We start from the raw sequence: 19,381 nt of genomic DNA, 5'->3' as shown, positions 1-19,381 counted from the left end.
CAGCTTTAAGAAAGAGGGCGTACCTATTGGGAATACGCAGCATGGCCTCATCCCCCTCAAACTTTCTTTAATATTTCCGAAAGGCGTGCCCTAGCTCGATAGAGGCGCGTTTCGACCGCCTTCTGGCTGATCCCGAGAATTTCGGCGGTTTCAGCTTCCGATTTCTCGTCGATCGTACGCAAAATAAGCGTGTCCTTGAGGGAAGACGGCAGGGCAGCAATCGCTTTCATTGCTTGCGCGAGCTGCTGTTCGGCCCCGATCGCCTGATCGGGCAGCGGTGCGTCGTCGGCGACGCCGTCCGCCTCGCCGAGCGGTAGGGCTAGGGCAAAGAAATTTCGAACCGCTCGCCGACGCCGCCAGTCATGGCATTTGTTGATGACAATCCGGGACATCCAGACCTGGAAGGGTCGGGTTACGTCATAGCGGTTGAGTGCGGCAAAGGCCGCGACGAAGCTCGCCTGGGTGACATCCAATGCCTCATCCATAGATCCGACATGGCTGCGCACGAGCCGGTGAACCCAACCTTGATGCCGGCGGACCAGCTCGCCATAGGCCGCTTGCCGGCCTCCAAGCGCCAGAGCCGCGAGCTCCCCGTCCGAGCAGTCGGGGAGGCACGCGGTCATTCGGATTTGGCCGTCAGCGCTTTCACCACGGCGTCGTCGAATTTGTCCGTCTGATCCGGGCGCAGCACGGCCCGCATCGCGAAGATATGCTCAAGTGTTTCTTTCTGCAGCGCGCCCATGGCCTGGTGCGAGCGATCCACCGCAGTTGCGACTTGCGGGCCATAGCCATGCTCCGCTTCGATCGCTTCCGCGAGACGCGCATTGTCGGCGCGCAATTCGGCCTCCAGCGCTTGACGCCGGATCGCGTAGTTCTTCTCGATTGTCTCGAGTCGGCTGTGTTGCGCTGAATTCAGCTTCAGATCGCGATGGAGCAGCTCGTGCAGCTCATTTTCGACCGGGCGCACTGGAACCACATAGACGCGGCCAATGACAACGCCAGCGATCGCCGCGGCGAAGGTCACCAGGACGAGGAGCAGGAGCCGGCGGCGGTCGCGCATCACTGCGAGCTCAGCAGCGTCGAGGGCGCAAGCGCGAGCCGAGCATCGAAGGGCGATAGCGGTTTGGCATCAGCAGACCGTGTCGAAACTGCCGAGCCGGCAATTCCGATGAACAGCGCGGTTGCGGCCGCGATGCCGAACGTCATAGCGCCAAGGCTTGGTATGGCCCGGATGCGCGCTATTTCCGCCATGACCCGGCTTTCCAGGCCGCCGAGCCTGGGATCGAGAGGCGCATCGCGCAACCGCGAGAGCAGGTGGTCAAGTTCATCCATGGTGCTTCTCCGTCTTCATCCATCAATACGCACGATGGTCCAGGAACCCTTGCTGTAGATTGAAAAGAATAATTGCGAGGGGTGGGGGCTCGGGCTGCGTATTGTCTCATGGGATCTACAGGAGAATGTTCCAATGCGTTTCTTTTCGCCTCTCGCAGTTATCGCCGCCGTCGGCCTGAGTGTTTCTGCTCCGGCCTACGCGCATCCCAAGCTTGTGTCCTCGACGCCCGCCGCGAACGCCAGCGTCTCGGCGCCGTCGCGTATAACGCTCACCTTCAGTGAAGGTCTGATGCCGAAGCTGTCGGGCGCCGAGATCGTGATGACCGGCATGCCCGGCATGCCCAACCACCGCATGGCGGTAACCGGCTTCAAGACGTCCGTCGAAGGCGACAAGACGCTCGTGCTGACGCTCGCCAAGCCGCTCATGGCGGGCAGCTATCAGGTCGCCTGGCACGTCGTCTCGACCGACACGCACCGCATCCAGGGCAATCTCGCCTTTACCGTCAAGTGACGCCATGAACGACGTGGCACTCGTCGCCGTCCGCTGGGCGCTCTACGTCGATCTCGGCCTGTTGTTCGGCCTGCCGCTGTTCGCGCTCTATGCGCCCGGCGGCGGCCGGATGGTACAGCGGCATCTGCCGATGGTAGCAATGGTGGCCGGTCTCGCCTGTCTCGCCCTCCTGCTGTCGGCGCTGGGGTTCGCGTTGCAGGCAGCGGCCATGACCGGGCTGCCGCTCACCCAGCCTGATCTTTCCATGGTCGCAGAGCTGTTCAACGGCACGTCCATGGGAACGGCGCTGAAGGCGCGCCTCGTCGCGCTCCTCGTTCTTCTGCTCTCCATCCCCTTCTATCGCCGGCAATCCCGTCCTGCCTTCATCGCCTCCACTCTGGCAGGCGCGGTCGCACTCGCGACCCTCGCCTGGAGCGGGCATGGCGCGGCCGGCGAAGGCGAGGCGGGCTGGCTGCAACTGGGGGCCGATCTCATCCATCTGCTCGCCGCGGGCGCCTGGGTCGGCGCGCTTGCCGCATTCCTTGCGCTGGTTCTTACCAGGCTCGCAACCGATGATCTCGCCACTGAAGACATGGACCGGGTCATGCTCGCCGAGGAAGCGCTGCGGGGCTTCTCCTTCGTCGGCACGATCATCGTCGCCCTGCTGATCCTGACCGGGACGGTGAACGGCTGGTTCCTGGTCGGCCCGGGCAACATCGCGTCTCTCGGGCAGTCGACCTACGGCCTGCTGCTCATCGCCAAGCTGCTGCTCTTCGCCGGCATGCTGGGCCTGGCCGCGCTCAACCGTTATCGCCTGACCCCGGCACTTGCGCAGGCGATCGAGGAAGAGGACGCGCCACGGGCGCAGGCGCTGCTGCGCGCGAGCCTCGTCGTCGAAGGCGGTCTTGCGATCGTCATTCTCGGGCTGGTCGCCTGGCTGGGGACACTGTCGCCACCCATGTCGATGTAGTTTATCGTTTCGAACGCCTCGCGTTGGGAGAAGCCAATGCAATCGTACACCCCGCCGCGCGGGACTGGATCGACGAAAGACTATGATCGCGCGATCCGCCTGTGGGCGCGGGAGAAGCGGTGGCGTGCCGCCATGCTTGCTATGCTGCGCCCGGATTGGCGCCTGGTAATCGCCGATTATGGCCGCCAGCACGGGTCTCATGCGGCTCGCCTTCCGCCTGACCGTGCAGCGGCTCGATGGCATCGACGATACCCAGCCCAATGCCGACGGCGTGCTCCCCGGCCTGATGGCGGCCAAGCGAACGGGCCCGCCGATTTGGCCACTTAGGCGATTACGTATTGACTCTGACACGGTGTCAGACCCTAGATCGTCAGGCGTCGAAAGGAGCGAGGCGATGAACGAGACACATGGAGCGGCGCATGGCGGCGGTTGCTGCGGCGGCCACGGCACCGCTAAAGCGGCGACCGGCGTCAAGGACCCGGTCTGCGGCATGACCGTCGACCCGGCGACCACGGCGCATCACGCCGAGCATAGCGGTGAAAGCTATCATTTCTGCAGCGCGGGCTGCCGGACCAAATTCATCGCCGATCCCGAGCGCTATCTCGGCCCGCCGACGCCGCCGGTCGCGGCGCCCGAAGGCACGATCTGGACCTGCCCGATGCATCCCGAGATCCGCCAGGACCATCCCGGGTCCTGTCCGATCTGCGGCATGGCGCTCGAACCCGCGACCGTGACCGCCGACAGCGGCCCCAGCCACGAGCTAGTCGATTTCACGCGGCGCTTCTGGGTCGGCCTCGTGCTGGCTCTCCCGGTGCTGATCCTCGAGATGGGCGCGCATGTCTTTCCCGCGATCCATCGCCTCGTGCCGATGTCTATCTCGGTATGGATCCAGTTCGTGCTGGCGACACCCGTCGTGCTGTGGGCGGGCTGGCCGTTCTTCGAGCGTGGCTGGGCCTCGCTCAAGACCCGCAACTTCAACATGTTCACCCTGATCGCGATGGGGACCGGGGTCGCCTGGATCTACAGCGTCATCGCGACGCTCGCGCCTCAGCTGTTCCCGCCGGCCTTCCGCGGCGAGGACGGCATGGTTGCCGTCTATTTCGAGGCGGCCGCGGTGATCACCGTCCTCGTGCTGCTCGGCCAGATGCTCGAACTGCGCGCGCGGGAACGCACCTCGGGCGCGATCAAGGCGCTGCTCAACCTTGCACCAAAGACCGCGCGCCGGATCGGTTCTGATGGGAACGAAGAGGAAATCAGCCTTGATCTGGTTGCGGTGGGCGACCGCCTGCGGGTGCGGCCGGGCGAGAAGGTGCCGGTCGACGGCGTAGTCGAGGACGGCCGCTCCTCGCTCGACGAGTCGATGGTCACCGGCGAATCCATGCCCGTCACCAAGGCAAAGGCCGACACAGTGATCGGCGGCACGCTCAACCAGACCGGTGCGCTGGTGATCGTCGCCGACAAGGTCGGCCGCGATACCATGCTCGCACGCATCGTCCAGATGGTCGCTGAGGCGCAGCGCTCGCGCGCGCCGATCCAGCGCATGGCCGATCAGGTGTCGGGCTGGTTTGTGCCCGTGGTCATCGCGGTCGCGGCCGTCGCGTTCATCGCCTGGGGCATCTGGGGTCCCGAGCCGCGCTTCGCCTATGGGCTGGTGGCGGCGGTCGCCGTGCTGATCATCGCCTGTCCCTGCGCACTGGGGCTGGCAACGCCGATGTCGATCATGGTCGGGGTCGGCCGCGGCGCCGGGCTCGGTGTCCTCATCAAAAATGCCGAAGCACTCGAGCATATGGAGAAGGTCGACACTCTCGTCGTCGACAAGACAGGCACGCTGACCGAAGGCCGGCCTGCCGTCACCCAGGTCGTGCCGGCGCCCGGCTTCGACGAAGCCGAGCTGCTGCGTCTTGCCGCCTCGGTCGAGCGGGCGTCCGAGCATCCGCTCGCGTTGGCAATCGTCGAGGCCGCGAAGGATCGCGGCATCGTCACGAGCGACGTCATCGACTTCGACTCGCCGACCGGGCGCGGCGCGCTCGGCACGGTCGAAGGGCGGCGCATCGTCCTCGGCAATGCGCAGTTCCTTGCCGACGAAGGGGTTGCGACCGATGCGCTCGCCAGCCAGGCCGACGCGCTGCGCCGGGATGGCGCCACCGCGATCTTCATCGGGGTCGACGGCACAGTCGGCGGCGCCTTCGCGATCGCCGATCCGGTGAAGGCCACGACACCAGAAGCGCTCGCCGCGCTCAAGGCGGAGGGCATTCGCGTGGTCATGCTGACCGGCGACAACCGCACGACCGCGGAAGCGGTCGCCCGACGCCTGGGCATCGACGAGGTCGAAGCCGAGGTGCTGCCCGATCAGAAGAGCGCCGTGGTCGCCAGGTTCAAGCGCGAGGGGCGGGTCGTCGCCATGGCCGGCGACGGTGTCAACGACGCCCCCGCGTTGGCCGCCGCCGACGTCGGCATCGCCATGGGTTCCGGCACCGACGTCGCGATCGAGAGCGCTGGCGTCACGCTGCTCAAGGGCGACCTGACTGGCATCGTCCGGGCGCGGCGGCTCAGCCAAGCGACCATGTCGAACATCCGCCAGAATCTCGTCTTCGCCTTCATCTACAATGTCGCGGGCGTGCCCGTAGCGGCGGGTGCGCTCTATCCGCTGTTCGGTATTCTGCTCTCGCCCATTATCGCGGCGGCGGCGATGGCGCTCTCTTCGGTGAGCGTGGTCACCAACGCGCTGCGCCTCAACCGGAAAGCACTGTGAACATCGGCGAGACGTCACGGCAGAGCGGCGTCTCTGAGCGGATGATCCGCCATTATGAAAAGATCGGCCTCATCCCGGCGCCGGCGCGTCGGGGTGCTGGCTATCGTGACTATGGCGAGCGCGACCTCCATCGCCTCCGGTTTATCGCCAATGCCCGCGATCTCGGCTTCCCGATCGAGGAGATCCGCACGTTGCTCAGCCTTTGGGCCAATACCGGCCGTGCCAGCGCGGAGGTGAAGCGGCTTGCCCTTGCCCGCGCCGATGAGTTTCAGCGCAAAGCCGAGGCGTTGACGGCGCTGCGCGACACGCTAATCGACCTGGCTGAGCGCTGCCAAGGCGACGAGCGGCCGGATTGTCCGATCATCGCCGAACTGGCCGCGGCCCGATCCGCATAGCATCCGGCATCGCACGGCCGAGAATTTTAGGGGTGCCCGTTTTCGGTCGATTCGTGCAGGTCGACGGCGAAAGCGATCCGCAACAGGTCGGGCAGGCTTTGCGCGTTGAGTTTGATCATCAGACTGGCCCGATGCAGCTCGACCGTGCGCGACGTGACGCCGAGTTCATCTGCGATAAGGCTATTTGGATAGCCTCGCGAAATTCCTCTCAGAACGGCCCGTTCGCGCTGCGTCAGTCTCGCGGCTTTCGAAAGAGCGTCGGCCTGTTCGGAGGCACGACGGGCTATACTCTCAAGCCAGCTGAAGCCGCGGTCGATCGCGCCGAGCAATGCGGCCTTCTCGACCGGTTTGGCGAGAAAGTCGGCAGCGCCCGCCTTCATCGCCTGTACGGCGAGCGTAGGATCGCCATTGCCCGTCAGCACCACGACGGGCATGTCGATACCGCGTCGCGTCAGCTCCGCCTGAACCTGCAGGCCGTCCATGTCGGGCATGTGCATGTCGAGAACCACGCAGCCTTTCTCGGCGTCCTCTGCGCTCAACAGAAACTCCGGCCCCGAAGCGTAGGCTTCTACGGCAAACCCTGCGGTCCGCAACGTGAAACTTAGTGCTTTTCGTATTGTCTCTTCGTCATCGACGATATGCACGACGCGCTTGTTCCCCATAGCCCCCGAGATCGATCAATACGCAGTGCCGCGAGGGCAGCGCTTCAAGGGATACTTCTCTGCACGTTGGACTATGGTCCCAGGTCAAGAGTAAAAATTTGGCGAGGCAAAACGGCGAAGGACAGCGAAACTGTGAGGGTTCGGCTACTCCGCTCACACCAATGCCGCGGTCGCTGCGGCTCATTGCCGGGTCTCTGCTCCGGACGATGCATGCGAGTTGCCCGCGCCGCCCTCGGCGCGATCGAGCCATCGCTACGCTTCCATCACATCGTCGACCGGCAGCGGGTTACTGGCGCCCGGCGGGCGAGGGGGGCGGGTTGGCCCTTGACGGCTGCGCGATCGGACGCCCAGGATAGCAGGGTGGCGCGCTTTACTTCGGGCTCAAGCTTCAGGTGCCCAGCAACGTCGAGGGGATCGATGAACGAGCGTGTGTGCGACACGACATATCCTCCTTCCCTGCCGCGATTTTCTCCGAAAGGGAGATCTCAGGAGATTGGTTCGGACTCGTTTAGGGTCAATGGATGAGGACGCGCACAGCGTTTGCCGGGCGTTCATTTCCGTCTTAGAACTGACGCGCAGCACGCCATTCAATCCGGTGGCGAACGGCCTCCGCGATCGCTGGCATGACGTCTATATCATTCGACGCATGTGCAACCGCGTTCGTGCTGACGATCCTTTCGACAAGCCCACCCAGAACCTGCGCTGCATCGCCGGCAAAAAGCGGATGCACGACCACGCAATCCGGTCGCGCGAACCCCATGCCGACCAGTTGGCGCGCCGCCTCGGTGAGGGTCCGACCGGATGAGGCGATATCGTCGACCAGCACCGGCTGGCGATCGAGAAACGCTGGGGCATTCGGAATCGAGATGGTGACGTGACGGTCGCCGGATCGGATTTTCTCGCACACGAGAAACGGAGCATCGGCATCGGCCGCCACCTGCGAGACCCACTGTTCGCTTTCCAGGTCCGGACCGATGATCAGCGGGCGAGCGACATTGCGCTTGATCCACGAGGCCAAAAACGGCGCGGCATGAACAACCTGGGTTGGGATGCGGTAGATTTCCGACAATTCATGGTAGCGATGGAGATGCGGATCGACCGTCACCAGCCAGTCGAGATGGCGAGACAGGATCGCAGCAAAGGTTCGCGACGTCACCGCCTCGCCGGCATGGAAGCGTATGTCCTGGCGCATGTAAGCGAGGTAAGGGGCGACGAGCCCGATCCTGCGAGCGCCAAGATCGCGCGCGGTGTCGGCTGCGAACAGCAGCGGCAACAGCTTGGCGTCCGGATGATCGAGACTGGACAGCAGGATGACCTCGCGGTCGCTGACGTCGTTTCCGACCCTGAGATAGGTTTCCCCGTCAGGAAACTGACGATGCTCGATCGTGCCGACCTCTGCATCGAGCGCGGCGGATAGCGGCTGTGCCAGGGCCTCGCTGCCAGACAGCGCGAACAGCACGGGACGGTTCATAGCGCTTCAATCCCGAAGATCGGCCCGTCGCTCACCGCATAGGCCGCCGCATAGTCGAGCTCGCCCGGGCTCTCGGCATGAATGCTACACAAGGGAGCCCCGGCATCCACCATCTGGTTCAGCCGACACTGCAGCGCGACGCCGGCGGCCTTGGCCATCGGCGCGCCGGCAAGCTTCGCGACCGTCGCGAGCTTGCGATTGTCGATACTCACCAGGCGGCCGCTATAGGGAGCGATCATATCCTGTTGGAACCGGGCGACCGGTGGAGCCCGCATGCCGCCCTGCGCTTCGCAGATACGTTGGAACTTGGCCCAGGCCCGGCCGCTTTCGAGGCACGCCCGCGCACGCGCATAACCTTCGCGGGCCGGGGCTGCGTCCGCGAGCTCAAGCAGTCCTCCCGCCAGCTCGCAGGCCCGGTGGGCGAGATCCTCGGCGCCCGGCTGCCCCTGGAGCACGGCAAGGATATCCTGCGCCTCGAGCGCCGGACCGATGCCCCGTCCGATCGGCTCGGCGCCGGGGCCGCGCATCACGCGCGTGCGAAGCCCGAAGGCTTGGGCGACAGAGCTCAGCGCCCGCTCGAGCGTGTCGGCGGCATCGGCGCCGCGTACCTTGGCGGTCGGCCCGACCGGGATGTCGATGACCAGATGGGTCGCACCGGCCGCGATTTTCTTGGACAGCACCGAGGCGACCATCTGCCCGACGGCATCGATATCGAGCACCCGTTCCACGCCGATGATCACATCGTCGGCAGGGCTGAGGTTGACGGCGCCGCCCCAGGCGATGCAGCCGCCTTCGCGCTCGACCACCTTGCGGATTGCGGAAACGTCGAGGTCGACAGGTGCCAGCACCTCCATCGTGTCCGCCGTGCCGGCCGGTGAGGTGATCGCCCGCGACGATGTCTTGGGCATGATCAGGCCCTCCGCGGCCATGATCGAGACGATGATCGGCGTGGTGCGATTGCCCGGCAAGCCACCGACGCTATGCTTGTCGACGATGACCGTTCCGGGCCACTGCAATCGCTCGCCGACATCGACCATCGCCCTGGTCAGGCTGATCGTTTCGTCCGTATCGAGCGGGACCGCTGAGCAGGCCGTGACGAACGCCGAGAGATGGACATCGCTATAGCGTCGCTCGGCGATGTCGGTGATGATCGCTGAAAAAGCCCCGTCACTGAGACGATTGCCATAGATGCGCCGACGCACTTCGGCGAGCGAGGCGAGAGGCTGGGCGTGCGCGATCTCGACCGGATCGCCATCGCTGACGCCGAGCCGCTGCCATGCGGATTCGGAGAGGCCGATCTCGCCGGGCGCTGGAGTCTCCGCGGAGCTGTGCAGCAGCGAGACGACGATTTCCCGCCCGCCGGCGCGCAGCGCGACCTGCGCGCGGGACGCAAGACCTTCCGAGCGGCAGACGGGACAGTCGTGGCGCATGACCGCGATCAGATCGCTTCCGGCAGCCGACAGGCCGATGCGGCGTGCCCGCAGCGTCGTCGCGACAGGCTCTGCTTCGGCGTCCTCGATGATCCCGGGCTTCACGCGAGCATGCCCCAGCTACCCAGCGCCGGTACGCTGCATGCCCAACCCAGTTCCTCCGAGACACGCTTCGCCAGGACCTGGGCGCCGGTCGGCTCGCCATGGGTGACATAGACGTGGCGCGGGGCCTCGTGCAGCGACCCGAGCCAGCGCATGAGTTCGTCGCTGTCGGCATGCGCCGAGAGCATCGTCAGGTTGGCGACCTCGGCTTCGACCGGGATATACTCGCCGTGGATCTTGATCGTCCGGGCGCCGCCGATCATGGCGGCGCCGCGGGTGCCCGCCGCCTGGAAGCCCGAGAAGAGGATGAGGTTCTTCCCATCCGGCGCGAAGCGCTTGAGATGGTGGAGCACGCGGCCGCCCGTTGCCATTCCACTGGCCGAGATGATGACCTTGGGGGTGGGGTTGGCGGTGAGTTCCTTGGATTCCTCCACTTCGCGCACATAGTGCGCGACGCTGCACGCCGCTTCGCACTCGGCGCGAGCCAGGCGATGCTCGTCCATGAAATCGCACATCAGCCCGCTCGCGTTGATCGCCATCGGGCTGTCGAGGAAGATCGGGATGTCGCGGAGGCGTCCCTGCGCGCGCAGACGCGAGAAATGATAGAGAAGCGACTGAACCCGTCCCACGGCGAAGGCCGGGATCACCACCGTCCCGCCTCTCTCGACGCATCGCTCGACATGATCTCCAAGCGTCTTTGTCGGATCGACCTGCTCGTGGCGCCGATCGCCATAGGTCGATTCCACCAGGACATAGTCGGCGCGCGCGGGCGGCTCGGGATCCTTCATCACCGCATCGCCGTAACGGCCGATATCGCCTGAGAAGAGGATTGTCCGCCCCTTCCAGTCGATCTCGATCGACGCCGCGCCGAGGATGTGGCCGGCGCGATGGTAGCGCACCCTGATGCCGTCCGTGACTGCATGCCACGCTCCGAACTCGATCGGGCGGAAGAGCTGCAATGCCAGACGCGCGTCGGCCTGGGTGTAGAGGGGCAGCGCCGGCTGGTGCCTGGAGAAGCCGTGCTGGTTGGCGAACTCCGCATCCTTTTCCTGCAGATGGCCGCTGTCGGGAAGAAGGAGCTCGCACAGGGCCGCGGTCGCCCGCGTGGCAAGGACGGTCCCGTCCCAGCCCAGGCGCGCCATGCGCGGTAGTGCGCCCGAGTGATCGAGATGGGCGTGGGTCAGCAGCACCTGGCCGACATCCGCGACTTCGGGTGGGATCGATGCCCAATTAAGGCGGCGCAGATCCCTGGGTCCCTGAAACAGGCCGGAATCGACCACGATCTGAGTTTCACCATCGTCCACCAGATAACGCGACCCTGTGACCGTTCCCGATGCGCCGAGAAAGGCAACGCCGAGACCATCGGCCGGGCGCTTGGCCAGATCGATCCTTGCTTCACGCTCGAAGATGGTCACGCGGGAATGGTGCCGTTTCTTTCTCTTTTGCATGGACGCGGGCCTGCCTCTCACGATTATGTTCGTGAGCGCAGCATTGGTTCGCGGACGCCGCACGCCTATACGCAAAATCCGCAGCACGACTGCTGCTCCCCGACAGCTGCGTCGCCCGAACGCCGATGGCCGATCCCATCGATCGCCTTACCCATGCCTGCGCGATGCCCGGGGGACTTCGGTCTCTACTTATACCTTGCTCCTTGGACTCGAGCCTATGCTGCCCGGACGTTGACCAGAAGAGGACGGCATATGGGCGAACATGACCATCGCATGCGCAAGCGCGGCAAGATCGTTCTGATCGGCTTCCTGCTCGTCGCTAGCTTCTTCCTCCTCACCGAGCATACCGCGCACTTCCTGGGTGTGCTGCCCTATCTCATCCTGCTCGCCTGCCCGCTCATGCACCTGTTCATGCACCGCGGCCATGGTGGGCATCAGCATGGCCATGAGCCCGGTCAGGCACCCGCCGGCTTACCGGCCAATCCCAACGGCCGCATCGAAGGAGAGTCGCGATGACGCACGCCGACTATGGCTATGGTCTGTGGGGGCTCGCGCTGGTTAACGCCGCCGTTTTCATCCTCTTTGCGTTCAGCTTCTTCAAGCCGGCAACTAAACGAGACTGGCGCAGTTTGGGGGCGTTCAGCGCTTTCATCATAGCGCTCTTCGCGGAAATGTATGGCTTCCCGCTCACGATCTTCGTGCTTTCGGGGTGGCTCCAGTCGTATTTCCCCGCTGTCGACTGGTGGAGCCACGATGCTGGACATCTCCTGGAGATGATGTTCGGCTGGCGAGTTAATCCCCATTACGGTCCATTCCACATCGCCAGCTTTGTGCTGATCGGCGTGGGTTACTGGCTGATCTCGGTTGCATGGACGGCCCTTCACTTGAGTCAGCGCAAACACCAATTGGCCCTTACTGGGATTTATGCCCGGATCCGGCACCCGCAATATGTCGGCTTCATTCTCGTCATGCTCGGCTTTTTGCTACAATGGCCGACCCTTTTGACCCTTGCTATGTTTCCGGTGCTCGTCGTGATGTATATTCGGCTGGCTCGGCATGAGGAAAAGGAGGCGCTAGCCAACTTCGGCGAGGTTTACCGCGATTATATGGCTCGCGTGCCCGGCTTCATTCCGAATCTGACAATCCATTCGCGTCGAAGAAGGCCATGGCGATCCTTGACGGGAATGGCTGATGTAATTGCCGGCAAGGTCAATGCTGACGTTCTGACTGGCCTTATTATTCGGACATCGTTACCCGACCTCACAGCACACTACTGCAGCAATCCCGGTTCGACTGCGCAATCATCTTGGGAGGGCAAGTTCGCCTTGCACGGGCAGATTCGGTGTGGAGCTGATGCCCGGCACTAGACGCAGAGCATCGCCGATCAAGGTATAGACGGCGTGGCGCTGGCCGCCACGGTTCCGATGGTCGACGCGATAGCCCTGATAATGTCGGCGGAGCAGGCCTGCATTCACCAGTTCGGAAACGGCGCGACTGAGATTACTCTTGCCGGCTGTGCGAATGCGTGCCCGCATTTCCTCCGCGATCACGCCGCGCCTTTTCTCCGGATCGCCGGGGAGCAGTCCGTTTCTAGCGAGGTCGCTCTCGACCCGCTCGGCCAGCGTAATGCTGCGCGGACCACGCTGGGCCATCGGGGTCAATGCGTCGCATAGCCAATCGCGCAGGGAAACGAGCCCATCGTTCCGCCTGACCCAGGGACCGGCGCTTCCATCTGGCCCCGCCACCTGGGCGATCAGGTTGAGCAGCATGAAGGCATAACGGGGCCGGCTCGATACGGTCGCCAGCGTCTCGAGCACGGCCGCGACATCACAGCCAATGGAGGGTTCAAGAGGCTTGCCTGCATGAAACATAACATGATGGAATCAAGCACAAAGCAGGATCAATGTGAATCCCAAATCGGCGGCCACAGACGGGTTGTCAGCTATGACACTTTGCCGGCGGATAAAGTGTCATAGGCGATCCATTCTAATCGTAGATTGTTGCGAATCGTTCTCAACTCATCCTGATAATCATGGCGCTCGCCGCTTAGGTGTGGACGAGCCGTCTCCTCGCGAACGAGCTTCCGTCGCCTATGGCGAACAGGATAAAAGACTGCGGCCGCCTTGATGATCTCACGCGCTTTGCGACGGACTGTCAGCGTGCTGAAACCCTTGGCGATCTGCATGGCACGATCGATGCCGCCGTGCGCGATCTTGGCTTCCGCTGGTTCACGCTGCTTCACAATATCGACCTTCGGCGCGGCGACGAGCAAAGCCTGTTCCTCACAACCTATCCGTCGGCCTGGCTCGAGGAAGTGCTCGAAGAGCGCCATTATCTCGAAGATCCCATCCATGCGGCCTGCGCACGTACGCCCTCTGGACTGGCCTGGGACCGTGTCGGCGACGTGCTGGAGCTCACGCCGCGCCAGCGAGGCATCCTTGACCGCGCCCGGGATCATGACCTTGCATCGGGCTACAGTTTGCCGATCCGGACCCCGGGCGAGCCCGAGGCGATCTTCACTGCGGCCCGATCACGCGACGAGCCGCTGAGTGCAGAAGAGGTTCTGACCGCCCGTCTGCTCGGCTCGGTCGCTTATGATCGGGCGCGCGAGCTGCTTGGCGAAAGGGCAGGGCCATTGGCCTGCGTCCCTCTCAGTCCTCGCCAGGTCGAATGCATCGCGCTCGTCGCGCAAGGCAAAAGCGACTGGGAGATCGGCCAGATCCTCGGCCTCAGCCGCGATACCGTGCACGAATATGTTGAATCGGCCCGCAGGCGTTATGGCGTGCGACGACGCACGCAGCTGGTGCTGCGCGCGGTTCGCGATGGTCATCTCAACATGGAAGCGCTGCTCTGATCTCGCCGGCCATATGATGATCGGGCTTGGGCAAGTTCAGGATTTCTGCGCTGTCGCTGGCGCGATCAAGGACGCTACGGCCTTGTCTGACCTGATGGCCGAAATCACGAAGGCCATGGGCTTTCGGCACTATGCCCTGGTCCATCATGTCGACCTGAAGCCTGCGGTTCGCTCGGTCCACATCGTCGACTATCCGCAAGACTGGGTGGAGCGCTTCCAGGCGAGACGCCTCTATGCGAGCGACCCGATCCACCGCGCCAGCCATCGCACCAATGTGGGCTTTGCCTGGTCGGCGGTTCAGTCGATCATCTCTCTGACGGCCGCCGATCGCTCGATCCTGGCAGAAGCCTACGAGGCCGGGCTGGGCGACGGCTTCACCGTTCCGGCCCATATTCCTGGCGAGCTCAATGGATCCTGTTCCTTCGCGATGGCGGCGGGCGAGATGCTCGACCATCGGCAGCTGCCGTTCGTGCAGCTCGTCGGCAGCTTCGCGTTCGAAGCGGCACGCAAGATTTCCCGGATCCACGCGCCGCAATCCGAATGCCCGAGCCTGACCGAAAGGCAGGCCGAATGCGTGGCGCTGGTCGCGCGGGGCAAGACCGATTGGGAGATCAGCCAGATCCTCGGCATCGGCCAGGAAACGGTGATCCAGCATGTGAAGGATGCGCGCGACCGCTATGGCGTCACCAAGCGCACCCTCCTCGCCATTCGCGCCTTGTTCGAAGGGCAAATCAGCTTTGCCGATGTGTTCGGCCGATGATCTCCCCAGAACTGGGGATAACGCAAAAAAGCCGCCTCTGATCGACTGACAGGCCTCACCAAAAGGAGGCTGTCATGCACATCGGGACCGGCTTTTCGCAAGCCATGGAACACCGCCTGTTTCGCTCCATGTTCGAGGAGCGCAAGCGGGTCTTCGTCGATCTTCTTCGCTGGGACGTTCCGGTCATCGCCGGTCGCTACGAGATCGATCAGTTCGACAATGATCGCGCCGTCTACATCGTTGTTACCGGGGACGACGGGGAACACCGGGCCTCCGCACGGCTTCTGCCGACCACGCACGAGCATATTCTCGGCACGATCTTCCCGGATCTTTGCGAGGAAGCGCCGCCGCGCGGCAGTGCTATCCTGGAAATCACCCGCTTTTGCCTTGCGCGAAAATTGCGCGCCCGGGAGCGTCTCGAGCTGCGCAATCAGCTGGTCACCGCGCTCGTCGAATATGCCCTCGCCAACCAGATCCACAGCTTCACCGGGGTCGCCGAGTGGCCGTGGTTCCAGCAGATCCTGGGTTTCGGCTGGACTTGCCGACCATTGGGTCTTCCCACGTCCGAGCAAGGGCGAAGTCTCGTCGCCTTGCAAATCGATGTGGACGACCGAACGCGCGAGCAGCTGCGCGCGAGCGGCATTTTCCGCCCTGTCGGCCTTGCCGATCTTCCCGCCGCAGCATGAGGAGGGCGATCATGGCCACGATCGCACGGCGCGGCGTCTCCGCCGCGACCAAAGCCGACGAAAATCTGCGGCAGCACGGCTTCTGCATCCTGCGGGATGTCGAGTCTCGGTCACGCATCGAGGAGATCAATCGATCCCTCCATCCGCGTTTTGCCGCCACGCCTTTCTGCCAGGGCGGATTCTACGGCCCTCGGACAAAACGCTTCGGTGGCCTGCTGAAGCGCGCGCCGACGGTTGAAAGTCTTGTCCAAAACCCTGCCGTCATGCGCCTCGTCCACGCTATCCTCGAGCCCTGGTGCGACACGGTCCAGCTCAACCTCACGCAAGCGCTCGAGCTGCACCCGGGGGCGCCAGCGCAATTTCCGCACCGGGATCAGGACATGTGGCGCGGTCCGACCGGCGAGCTCGAATATCTCGTCAACGTCATGTGGCCGATTTCGCCGTTCAAGGCCGAAAATGGGGCGACGCTGGTCTGGCCGGGGAGCCACAATGGCGGGCAGGGCGACGACGGCGCGGAGCCGGTCGCCATCGAAGCGGATCCGGGATCGGCGATCATATTCCTGGGATCGACCCTCCATGGCGCCGGCGCGAATCGTTCAAACGCGGTGCGCCGAGGCATCATCGTCAGCTACTGCCTCGGCTGGCTGAAGCCCTATGAGAACCAGTGGCTGACCTATCCGCCCGAGGTGGCCAGCGCATTCTATCCCGAGCTTGCCGCGCTGGTCGGCTACCAGCAGCACCGCCCCAATCTCGGCAATTATGACGGGCAGTGCCCGTCCATCCTGCTCGGCGGCGATCCGCCAGACCATCTCGCCGCAATCGATGCTCTCCGGCCCGACCAGGAAGGCGCTCTGTCCGAATTCCTGCGGCAGCAAACCGATCAACTCCCCCCCCGGCTAGGGGGATTGCCGAAATCGAGCGCGGTCGGAACAAAAGAGAGGTGAAATCCAACGGATAGCTGACGGCATTTCCCGACGCGGGAGCTGTCTCTCGCGGGGGAAGACCCGATGCAACGTGCAATATTCGGCATGGCGATGCTCGCCCTCGCCACAGCCCTTCCAAGCGCACCGGCAGCGGCGAATGACCTGGGCTGCCAGGTTCTCCTGTGTCTTTCCAATCCCGGTGGCGCGACCCAATACGCGCAATGCGTGTCGCCGATGACCAAGCTATGGCAACGCTTGGCCACCGGCGGCGCCTTTCCCGGCTGTAGCGGCGGCGTCGCCCGCACGAAGGTCTATGATCGCGATTCCACAACTCGCCGCCGGGTGGTCATCACGTTCAACGACGGCCGCAGCCAGACCTTCTCGCTGGCCGGCATCGAGCGTTTGGACGGCGGCCGCCGATGATCCTCGATGTCGCCACCCTTCTTTCGCTTGCAGGAGCTTGCGCACCGACGGTGGCGCCTGAGACGCTCATTTCGATCGTCCACACGGAGAGCCGGTTCAACAGTCTCGCAATCGGGGTCAATAGTCCCGGCGTGCGCGCGCCAAAGCCCGCGACCAAGGCGCAGGCAATCGCTGCGGCGCGCAGCCTGATTGGTCGAGGCTACAACATCGATCTCGGCCTGGGACAGATTAACAGCGCCAATCTCGGCTGGCTGGGGCTTTCGGTCGAAAATGCGTTCGAACCCTGCTCCAATCTGGCCGCCGCCGCGCGTGTCCTCGCGACCAACTACCAGGCGGTCGCGCGCCTTGCCCCGAGCCGGGATCATGCGATCGCGACCGCCCTGTCGATGTACAATACCGGCGACCGGCAGCGCGGCTTTCGCAATGGCTATGTCGCCAGGGTCTATGCCAGCGCGTCGGCCGTCATTCCGCTGATCCGTGGCACGGCGCCGGTGGCTGCCGCACCAGCGATTCCTCAATCTCTGCCCACCTTCGCTCCGCCACCCGACACCCCTGTTTCGCCACCGGCCGCAGCTGGGTGGAATACAGCGGCGAGGGCGAGCCAGGCCTCGCTCATGGTGTTCGGCGACGGGGCCGCATCTCAGAAAGGACAGCATCCATGACAGCAATCACCGCCCACCCGGGCGGACGGCCCCAATGGGCGCGACTTCTGCTGCGCGTCATCGGCGTGATGGCATTGGCGCTGCTTGTCTCGATGCTGCTGAGCGATCCTGCACACGCGCAAGGTGCCGACGGCATCACGTCCATGGCGGAGAACATCAAGACCTGGCTCACCGGGACCTTCGCCAAGACCATCGCGGTGATCGCGGTCGTGATCGTTGGGTTCATGTTTTTCACCGGGCGCGCCAGCCTCGGCCTTCTGGTGACGGTCATCGTTGGCATCTTCATCGTCTTCAGTGCGCAGTGGATCGTCGACACCATCACAGGTGGTGCGTGAAGGAGAGCGCCGCCCTGGACGAGCGGCTGCGCGAGGAGACGCTGTTCCTGGCGGTCACGCGGCCGACGATGTGGCTCGGCGTGCCGCTCGAAGCCTCGTTGCCGATCGCGCTTGCCGCCTGTCTCACTTTGATCGTCAGCGGCAACCCGCTCTATGCCGGCGCCATCGGAGGCGCCTGTCTTGCCGTGGCGCGGCTCATCGTGCGGCACGATGCCAATGCCTTCCGGCTGCTGTGGCTGTGGACCATGACCAAGGCGCGCAGCCGGAACCGCGCCTGGTGGGGCGGCAGTTCCTATTCGCCGCTCCCGGTTGCCGGGCTGAAACGCAAGGGCTTTGCGCGTGGCTAGCGCGGCTGCCCAGCTTCCGCCGCGCAAGACGCCGTGGCGCATATTGCGGCAAGAGGCCGAGCCGGGTCGCTATCTGCCCTACGTGCGCCACGTGACATCGGAGGTGATCGCGCTCGATAGCGGCGACCTCATGATGATGTTCCGCCTTGAAGGGCTTGCGTTCGAGACCGCGGATCCGATCCACCTCAATGACTGGCACGAGAAGCTCAACGGCACCTGGCGCAACATTGCCGACGATCGGCTCGCGCTCTGGACGCACATCGTTCGCCGCCCGGTCGATGACTATCCCGAAGGCCAATTCCGCTCGGACTTCGCGGCCGATCTGGACGAAAAATATCGCGCGCGGGTGACTGCCAAGCGCATGTTCGTCAACGAGCATTATCTGACGCTGATCATGCGGCCGGCGGTCGGCTCGGCCGATCGGACCGGGCTTCTCCTCAAGCGCATCGCCAAGGCCAGGGCGGCCGATGAGGAAGTCGACCCCGACGAGTTGGCCCGCTTCGAGGAGAAGGCGCGCGATATCGAAAAGCTGCTTCGGCGGTGCAGCCCCGCGCGGCTCGCTCTTTATGAGCAGAATGGCCTCCTATTCTCCAGGCCGCTCGAAGTGCTCGAGCAAGTCATGATGGGCGCAAAGGCCAAGGTCCCGCTGGTCCGAGGCCATCTTGGATCAGCCCTCTACGGCGAGCGGGTGATCTTCGGACGCGAGACGGTCGAGATCCGCGCCCATGATGCGAGCCGCTGGTTGGGCATTTTCGGCATCCGGGAATATCCCGCGCTCACCCGTCCCGGTCAGATGAACGCTCTGCTCGGCCAGGATTTCGCGTTCGTCGTCTCGCAGTCCTTCACCTTCATGGGGAAGGCGCGCGCAGCCGAAAGGCTGCGCCGGCGACAGAACCAGATGGCTTCGACCGAGGACGCGGCAGCAAGCCAGGCGCTCGACCTCGAAGACGCCGCCGACGATCTTCAAAGCAATCGGTTCGTCCTTGGCGAACATCATTTCTCGCTTGGGGTGTTTGCCGAAAGCCAGAGGCGACTCGCCGATAATCTGTCGGCCGCGCGGGCGGCGCTCGCGGACGCTGGTTTGGTATCAGCGAGGGAAGGGCCGGCGCTCGAAGCAGCCTTCTGGGCTCAGCTTCCCGGTAACTTCGCGTGGCGGGCGCGGCCGGCGGCAATCACATCGCGGAATTTCGCCGCATTGGCACCTTTTCATACCTACCCCGCAGGCCGGCCGAGCGGAAATCATTTGTTGATTTCCACTGAGAGTTGACCCGGGAGGGGCATAAGTTTCCACTGAGAAGTGACCCATGTTTTGACTTCCCTCTGGCTGATTGGTCGGAGG

The 19,381-nt window shown here is 64.2% G+C and carries 22 protein-coding genes and 1 pseudogene; 15 read left to right on the top strand and 8 right to left on the bottom strand.

Going from position 1 to position 19,381, the window contains the following annotated elements:
• Window positions 1-56: 56 nt before the first annotated feature.
• The 3 genes from IQ35_RS18975 to IQ35_RS18965 are packed head-to-tail and all read right to left on the bottom strand — an operon-like array spanning window position 57 to window position 1,332.
• Window positions 57-623 (bottom strand): RNA polymerase sigma factor, encoded by a 567-nt coding sequence (locus tag IQ35_RS18975; RefSeq protein WP_007683367.1) that lies wholly within the window; start codon window positions 621-623, stop codon window positions 57-59.
• Window positions 620-1,060 (bottom strand): periplasmic heavy metal sensor, encoded by a 441-nt coding sequence (locus IQ35_RS18970; RefSeq protein WP_007683368.1) that lies wholly within the window; start codon window positions 1,058-1,060, stop codon window positions 620-622. The genes IQ35_RS18975 and IQ35_RS18970 overlap by 4 nt, the downstream gene beginning before the upstream one ends.
• On the bottom strand, window positions 1,060-1,332 hold the full coding sequence (locus tag IQ35_RS18965) for a hypothetical protein (protein WP_007683370.1): 273 nt from the start codon (window positions 1,330-1,332) through the stop codon (window positions 1,060-1,062). Before IQ35_RS18965 ends, IQ35_RS18970 begins: the two co-directional genes overlap by 1 nt.
• Before the next feature lie 133 nt (window positions 1,333-1,465).
• Between IQ35_RS18965 and copC the strand changes: the two genes are divergently transcribed.
• The 4 genes from copC (at window position 1,466) to cueR (ending at window position 5,939) form a co-directional block, all read left to right on the top strand.
• Entirely contained in the window at window positions 1,466-1,843 is a 378-nt protein-coding gene (copC, locus tag IQ35_RS18960) for a copper homeostasis periplasmic binding protein CopC (RefSeq protein ID WP_007683372.1), read from the top strand.
• A gap of 4 nt (window positions 1,844-1,847) precedes the next feature.
• The gene (gene copD / locus IQ35_RS18955) at window positions 1,848-2,792 is read left to right on the top strand and encodes a copper homeostasis membrane protein CopD (protein ID WP_007683373.1); all 945 of its coding nucleotides are present in this window, start codon (window positions 1,848-1,850) and stop codon (window positions 2,790-2,792) included.
• Between the two features lie 394 nt (window positions 2,793-3,186).
• A complete protein-coding gene (locus tag IQ35_RS18945) occupies window positions 3,187-5,544 on the top strand; it encodes a heavy metal translocating P-type ATPase (RefSeq protein ID WP_007683374.1) in 2,358 nt (785 codons plus the stop codon).
• Complete coding sequence (gene cueR, locus IQ35_RS18940; RefSeq protein ID WP_004212744.1) at window positions 5,541-5,939, top strand: Cu(I)-responsive transcriptional regulator; 399 nt, start codon at window positions 5,541-5,543, stop codon at window positions 5,937-5,939. Before IQ35_RS18945 ends, cueR begins: the two co-directional genes overlap by 4 nt.
• Before the next feature lie 26 nt (window positions 5,940-5,965).
• Here the strand turns inward: cueR and IQ35_RS18935 are convergent, their stop codons facing one another.
• From IQ35_RS18935 to IQ35_RS18915, 4 genes are all read right to left on the bottom strand, one after another.
• The gene (locus tag IQ35_RS18935) at window positions 5,966-6,601 is read right to left on the bottom strand and encodes a response regulator transcription factor (protein ID WP_007683376.1); all 636 of its coding nucleotides are present in this window, start codon (window positions 6,599-6,601) and stop codon (window positions 5,966-5,968) included.
• Window positions 6,602-7,163: 562 nt separating this feature from the next.
• Window positions 7,164-8,072 (bottom strand): ribose-phosphate pyrophosphokinase, encoded by a 909-nt coding sequence (locus IQ35_RS18925; protein WP_009823969.1) that lies wholly within the window; start codon window positions 8,070-8,072, stop codon window positions 7,164-7,166.
• Window positions 8,069-9,607 (bottom strand): thymidine phosphorylase family protein, encoded by a 1,539-nt coding sequence (locus tag IQ35_RS18920; RefSeq protein WP_007683378.1) that lies wholly within the window; start codon window positions 9,605-9,607, stop codon window positions 8,069-8,071. The genes IQ35_RS18925 and IQ35_RS18920 overlap by 4 nt, the downstream gene beginning before the upstream one ends.
• Window positions 9,604-11,052, bottom strand: coding sequence for an MBL fold/beta-CASP domain-containing RNA metallo-hydrolase (locus IQ35_RS18915; protein WP_013849921.1), 1,449 nt, complete (start codon window positions 11,050-11,052; stop codon window positions 9,604-9,606). Before IQ35_RS18915 ends, IQ35_RS18920 begins: the two co-directional genes overlap by 4 nt.
• 252 nt (window positions 11,053-11,304) lie before the next feature.
• On the opposite strand from IQ35_RS18915, the gene IQ35_RS18910 reads away from it, so the two are divergent.
• Window positions 11,305-11,568: a DUF2933 domain-containing protein gene (locus tag IQ35_RS18910; protein ID WP_007683380.1), complete on the top strand. Its 264-nt coding sequence runs from the start codon at window positions 11,305-11,307 to the stop codon at window positions 11,566-11,568.
• Window positions 11,565-12,419, top strand: a complete 855-nt coding sequence (locus IQ35_RS18905) for a methyltransferase family protein (protein WP_007683381.1) — start codon at window positions 11,565-11,567, stop codon at window positions 12,417-12,419. Before IQ35_RS18910 ends, IQ35_RS18905 begins: the two co-directional genes overlap by 4 nt.
• Here IQ35_RS18905 and IQ35_RS18900 read toward each other — a convergent pair.
• Window positions 12,354-12,923, bottom strand: a complete 570-nt coding sequence (locus IQ35_RS18900; protein ID WP_013039076.1) for a hypothetical protein — start codon at window positions 12,921-12,923, stop codon at window positions 12,354-12,356. The genes IQ35_RS18905 and IQ35_RS18900 overlap by 66 nt on opposite strands.
• 221 nt (window positions 12,924-13,144) lie before the next feature.
• Here IQ35_RS18900 and IQ35_RS18895 point away from each other — a divergent pair, with 221 nt between their 5' ends.
• From IQ35_RS18895 to IQ35_RS18855, 9 genes and pseudogenes are all read left to right on the top strand, one after another.
• On the top strand, window positions 13,145-13,906 hold the full coding sequence (locus IQ35_RS18895; RefSeq protein ID WP_007683383.1) for a helix-turn-helix transcriptional regulator: 762 nt from the start codon (window positions 13,145-13,147) through the stop codon (window positions 13,904-13,906).
• Window positions 13,907-13,988: 82 nt separating this feature from the next.
• Complete coding sequence (locus IQ35_RS18890) at window positions 13,989-14,666, top strand: LuxR family transcriptional regulator (protein WP_229742691.1); 678 nt, start codon at window positions 13,989-13,991, stop codon at window positions 14,664-14,666.
• Between the two features lie 74 nt (window positions 14,667-14,740).
• On the top strand, window positions 14,741-15,352 hold the full coding sequence (locus IQ35_RS18885; protein WP_007683387.1) for an acyl-homoserine-lactone synthase: 612 nt from the start codon (window positions 14,741-14,743) through the stop codon (window positions 15,350-15,352).
• 11 nt (window positions 15,353-15,363) lie between these two features.
• Complete coding sequence (locus IQ35_RS18880; protein WP_007683389.1) at window positions 15,364-16,296, top strand: phytanoyl-CoA dioxygenase family protein; 933 nt, start codon at window positions 15,364-15,366, stop codon at window positions 16,294-16,296.
• Window positions 16,297-16,359: 63 nt separating this feature from the next.
• Window positions 16,360-16,698 (top strand): hypothetical protein, encoded by a 339-nt coding sequence (locus IQ35_RS18875; protein WP_009823965.1) that lies wholly within the window; start codon window positions 16,360-16,362, stop codon window positions 16,696-16,698.
• A complete protein-coding gene (locus IQ35_RS18870; RefSeq protein WP_007683393.1) occupies window positions 16,695-17,360 on the top strand; it encodes a lytic transglycosylase domain-containing protein in 666 nt (221 codons plus the stop codon). Before IQ35_RS18875 ends, IQ35_RS18870 begins: the two co-directional genes overlap by 4 nt.
• Window positions 17,357-17,695, top strand: a complete 339-nt coding sequence (locus IQ35_RS18865) for a TrbC/VirB2 family protein (RefSeq protein ID WP_007683396.1) — start codon at window positions 17,357-17,359, stop codon at window positions 17,693-17,695. The genes IQ35_RS18870 and IQ35_RS18865 overlap by 4 nt, the downstream gene beginning before the upstream one ends.
• Window positions 17,692-18,042 carry a VirB3 family type IV secretion system protein gene (locus tag IQ35_RS18860; protein WP_007683398.1) on the top strand — a complete coding sequence of 117 codons (351 nt, stop codon included), beginning with the start codon at window positions 17,692-17,694 and terminating at the stop codon, window positions 18,040-18,042. Before IQ35_RS18865 ends, IQ35_RS18860 begins: the two co-directional genes overlap by 4 nt.
• A pseudogene (locus tag IQ35_RS18855) lies at window positions 18,029-19,285 on the top strand (VirB4 family type IV secretion/conjugal transfer ATPase); the annotation flags it as partial. The gene IQ35_RS18860 and the pseudogene IQ35_RS18855, both read left to right, overlap by 14 nt.
• Between the last annotated feature and the right edge of the window lie 96 nt (window positions 19,286-19,381).

The sequence above is a fragment of the Sphingobium wenxiniae genome, assembly GCF_007830065.1.
In the GTDB taxonomy this organism is placed as follows: domain Bacteria; phylum Pseudomonadota; class Alphaproteobacteria; order Sphingomonadales; family Sphingomonadaceae; genus Sphingobium; species Sphingobium wenxiniae.
Note: the sequence above shows the minus strand (reverse complement) of the source record. Positions and strands in the feature narration are given on the sequence as shown.

Coding starts and splice junctions, on each gene's coding strand:
- IQ35_RS18975 (WP_007683367.1), bottom strand. CDS start 623: ATGACCGCGTGCCTCCCCGACTGCTCGGACGGGGAGCTCGCGGCTCTG.
- IQ35_RS18970 (WP_007683368.1), bottom strand. CDS start 1,060: ATGCGCGACCGCCGCCGGCTCCTGCTCCTCGTCCTGGTGACCTTCGCC.
- IQ35_RS18965 (WP_007683370.1), bottom strand. CDS start 1,332: ATGGATGAACTTGACCACCTGCTCTCGCGGTTGCGCGATGCGCCTCTC.
- copC (WP_007683372.1), top strand. CDS start 1,466: ATGCGTTTCTTTTCGCCTCTCGCAGTTATCGCCGCCGTCGGCCTGAGT.
- copD (WP_007683373.1), top strand. CDS start 1,848: ATGAACGACGTGGCACTCGTCGCCGTCCGCTGGGCGCTCTACGTCGAT.
- IQ35_RS18945 (WP_007683374.1), top strand. CDS start 3,187: ATGAACGAGACACATGGAGCGGCGCATGGCGGCGGTTGCTGCGGCGGC.
- IQ35_RS18935 (WP_007683376.1), bottom strand. CDS start 6,601: ATGGGGAACAAGCGCGTCGTGCATATCGTCGATGACGAAGAGACAATA.
- IQ35_RS18925 (WP_009823969.1), bottom strand. CDS start 8,072: ATGAACCGTCCCGTGCTGTTCGCGCTGTCTGGCAGCGAGGCCCTGGCA.
- IQ35_RS18915 (WP_013849921.1), bottom strand. CDS start 11,052: ATGCAAAAGAGAAAGAAACGGCACCATTCCCGCGTGACCATCTTCGAG.
- IQ35_RS18910 (WP_007683380.1), top strand. CDS start 11,305: ATGGGCGAACATGACCATCGCATGCGCAAGCGCGGCAAGATCGTTCTG.
- IQ35_RS18905 (WP_007683381.1), top strand. CDS start 11,565: ATGACGCACGCCGACTATGGCTATGGTCTGTGGGGGCTCGCGCTGGTT.
- IQ35_RS18900 (WP_013039076.1), bottom strand. CDS start 12,923: ATGTTTCATGCAGGCAAGCCTCTTGAACCCTCCATTGGCTGTGATGTC.
- IQ35_RS18895 (WP_007683383.1), top strand. CDS start 13,145: ATGGCGAACAGGATAAAAGACTGCGGCCGCCTTGATGATCTCACGCGC.
- IQ35_RS18885 (WP_007683387.1), top strand. CDS start 14,741: ATGCACATCGGGACCGGCTTTTCGCAAGCCATGGAACACCGCCTGTTT.
- IQ35_RS18880 (WP_007683389.1), top strand. CDS start 15,364: ATGGCCACGATCGCACGGCGCGGCGTCTCCGCCGCGACCAAAGCCGAC.
- IQ35_RS18875 (WP_009823965.1), top strand. CDS start 16,360: ATGCAACGTGCAATATTCGGCATGGCGATGCTCGCCCTCGCCACAGCC.
- IQ35_RS18870 (WP_007683393.1), top strand. CDS start 16,695: ATGATCCTCGATGTCGCCACCCTTCTTTCGCTTGCAGGAGCTTGCGCA.
- IQ35_RS18865 (WP_007683396.1), top strand. CDS start 17,357: ATGACAGCAATCACCGCCCACCCGGGCGGACGGCCCCAATGGGCGCGA.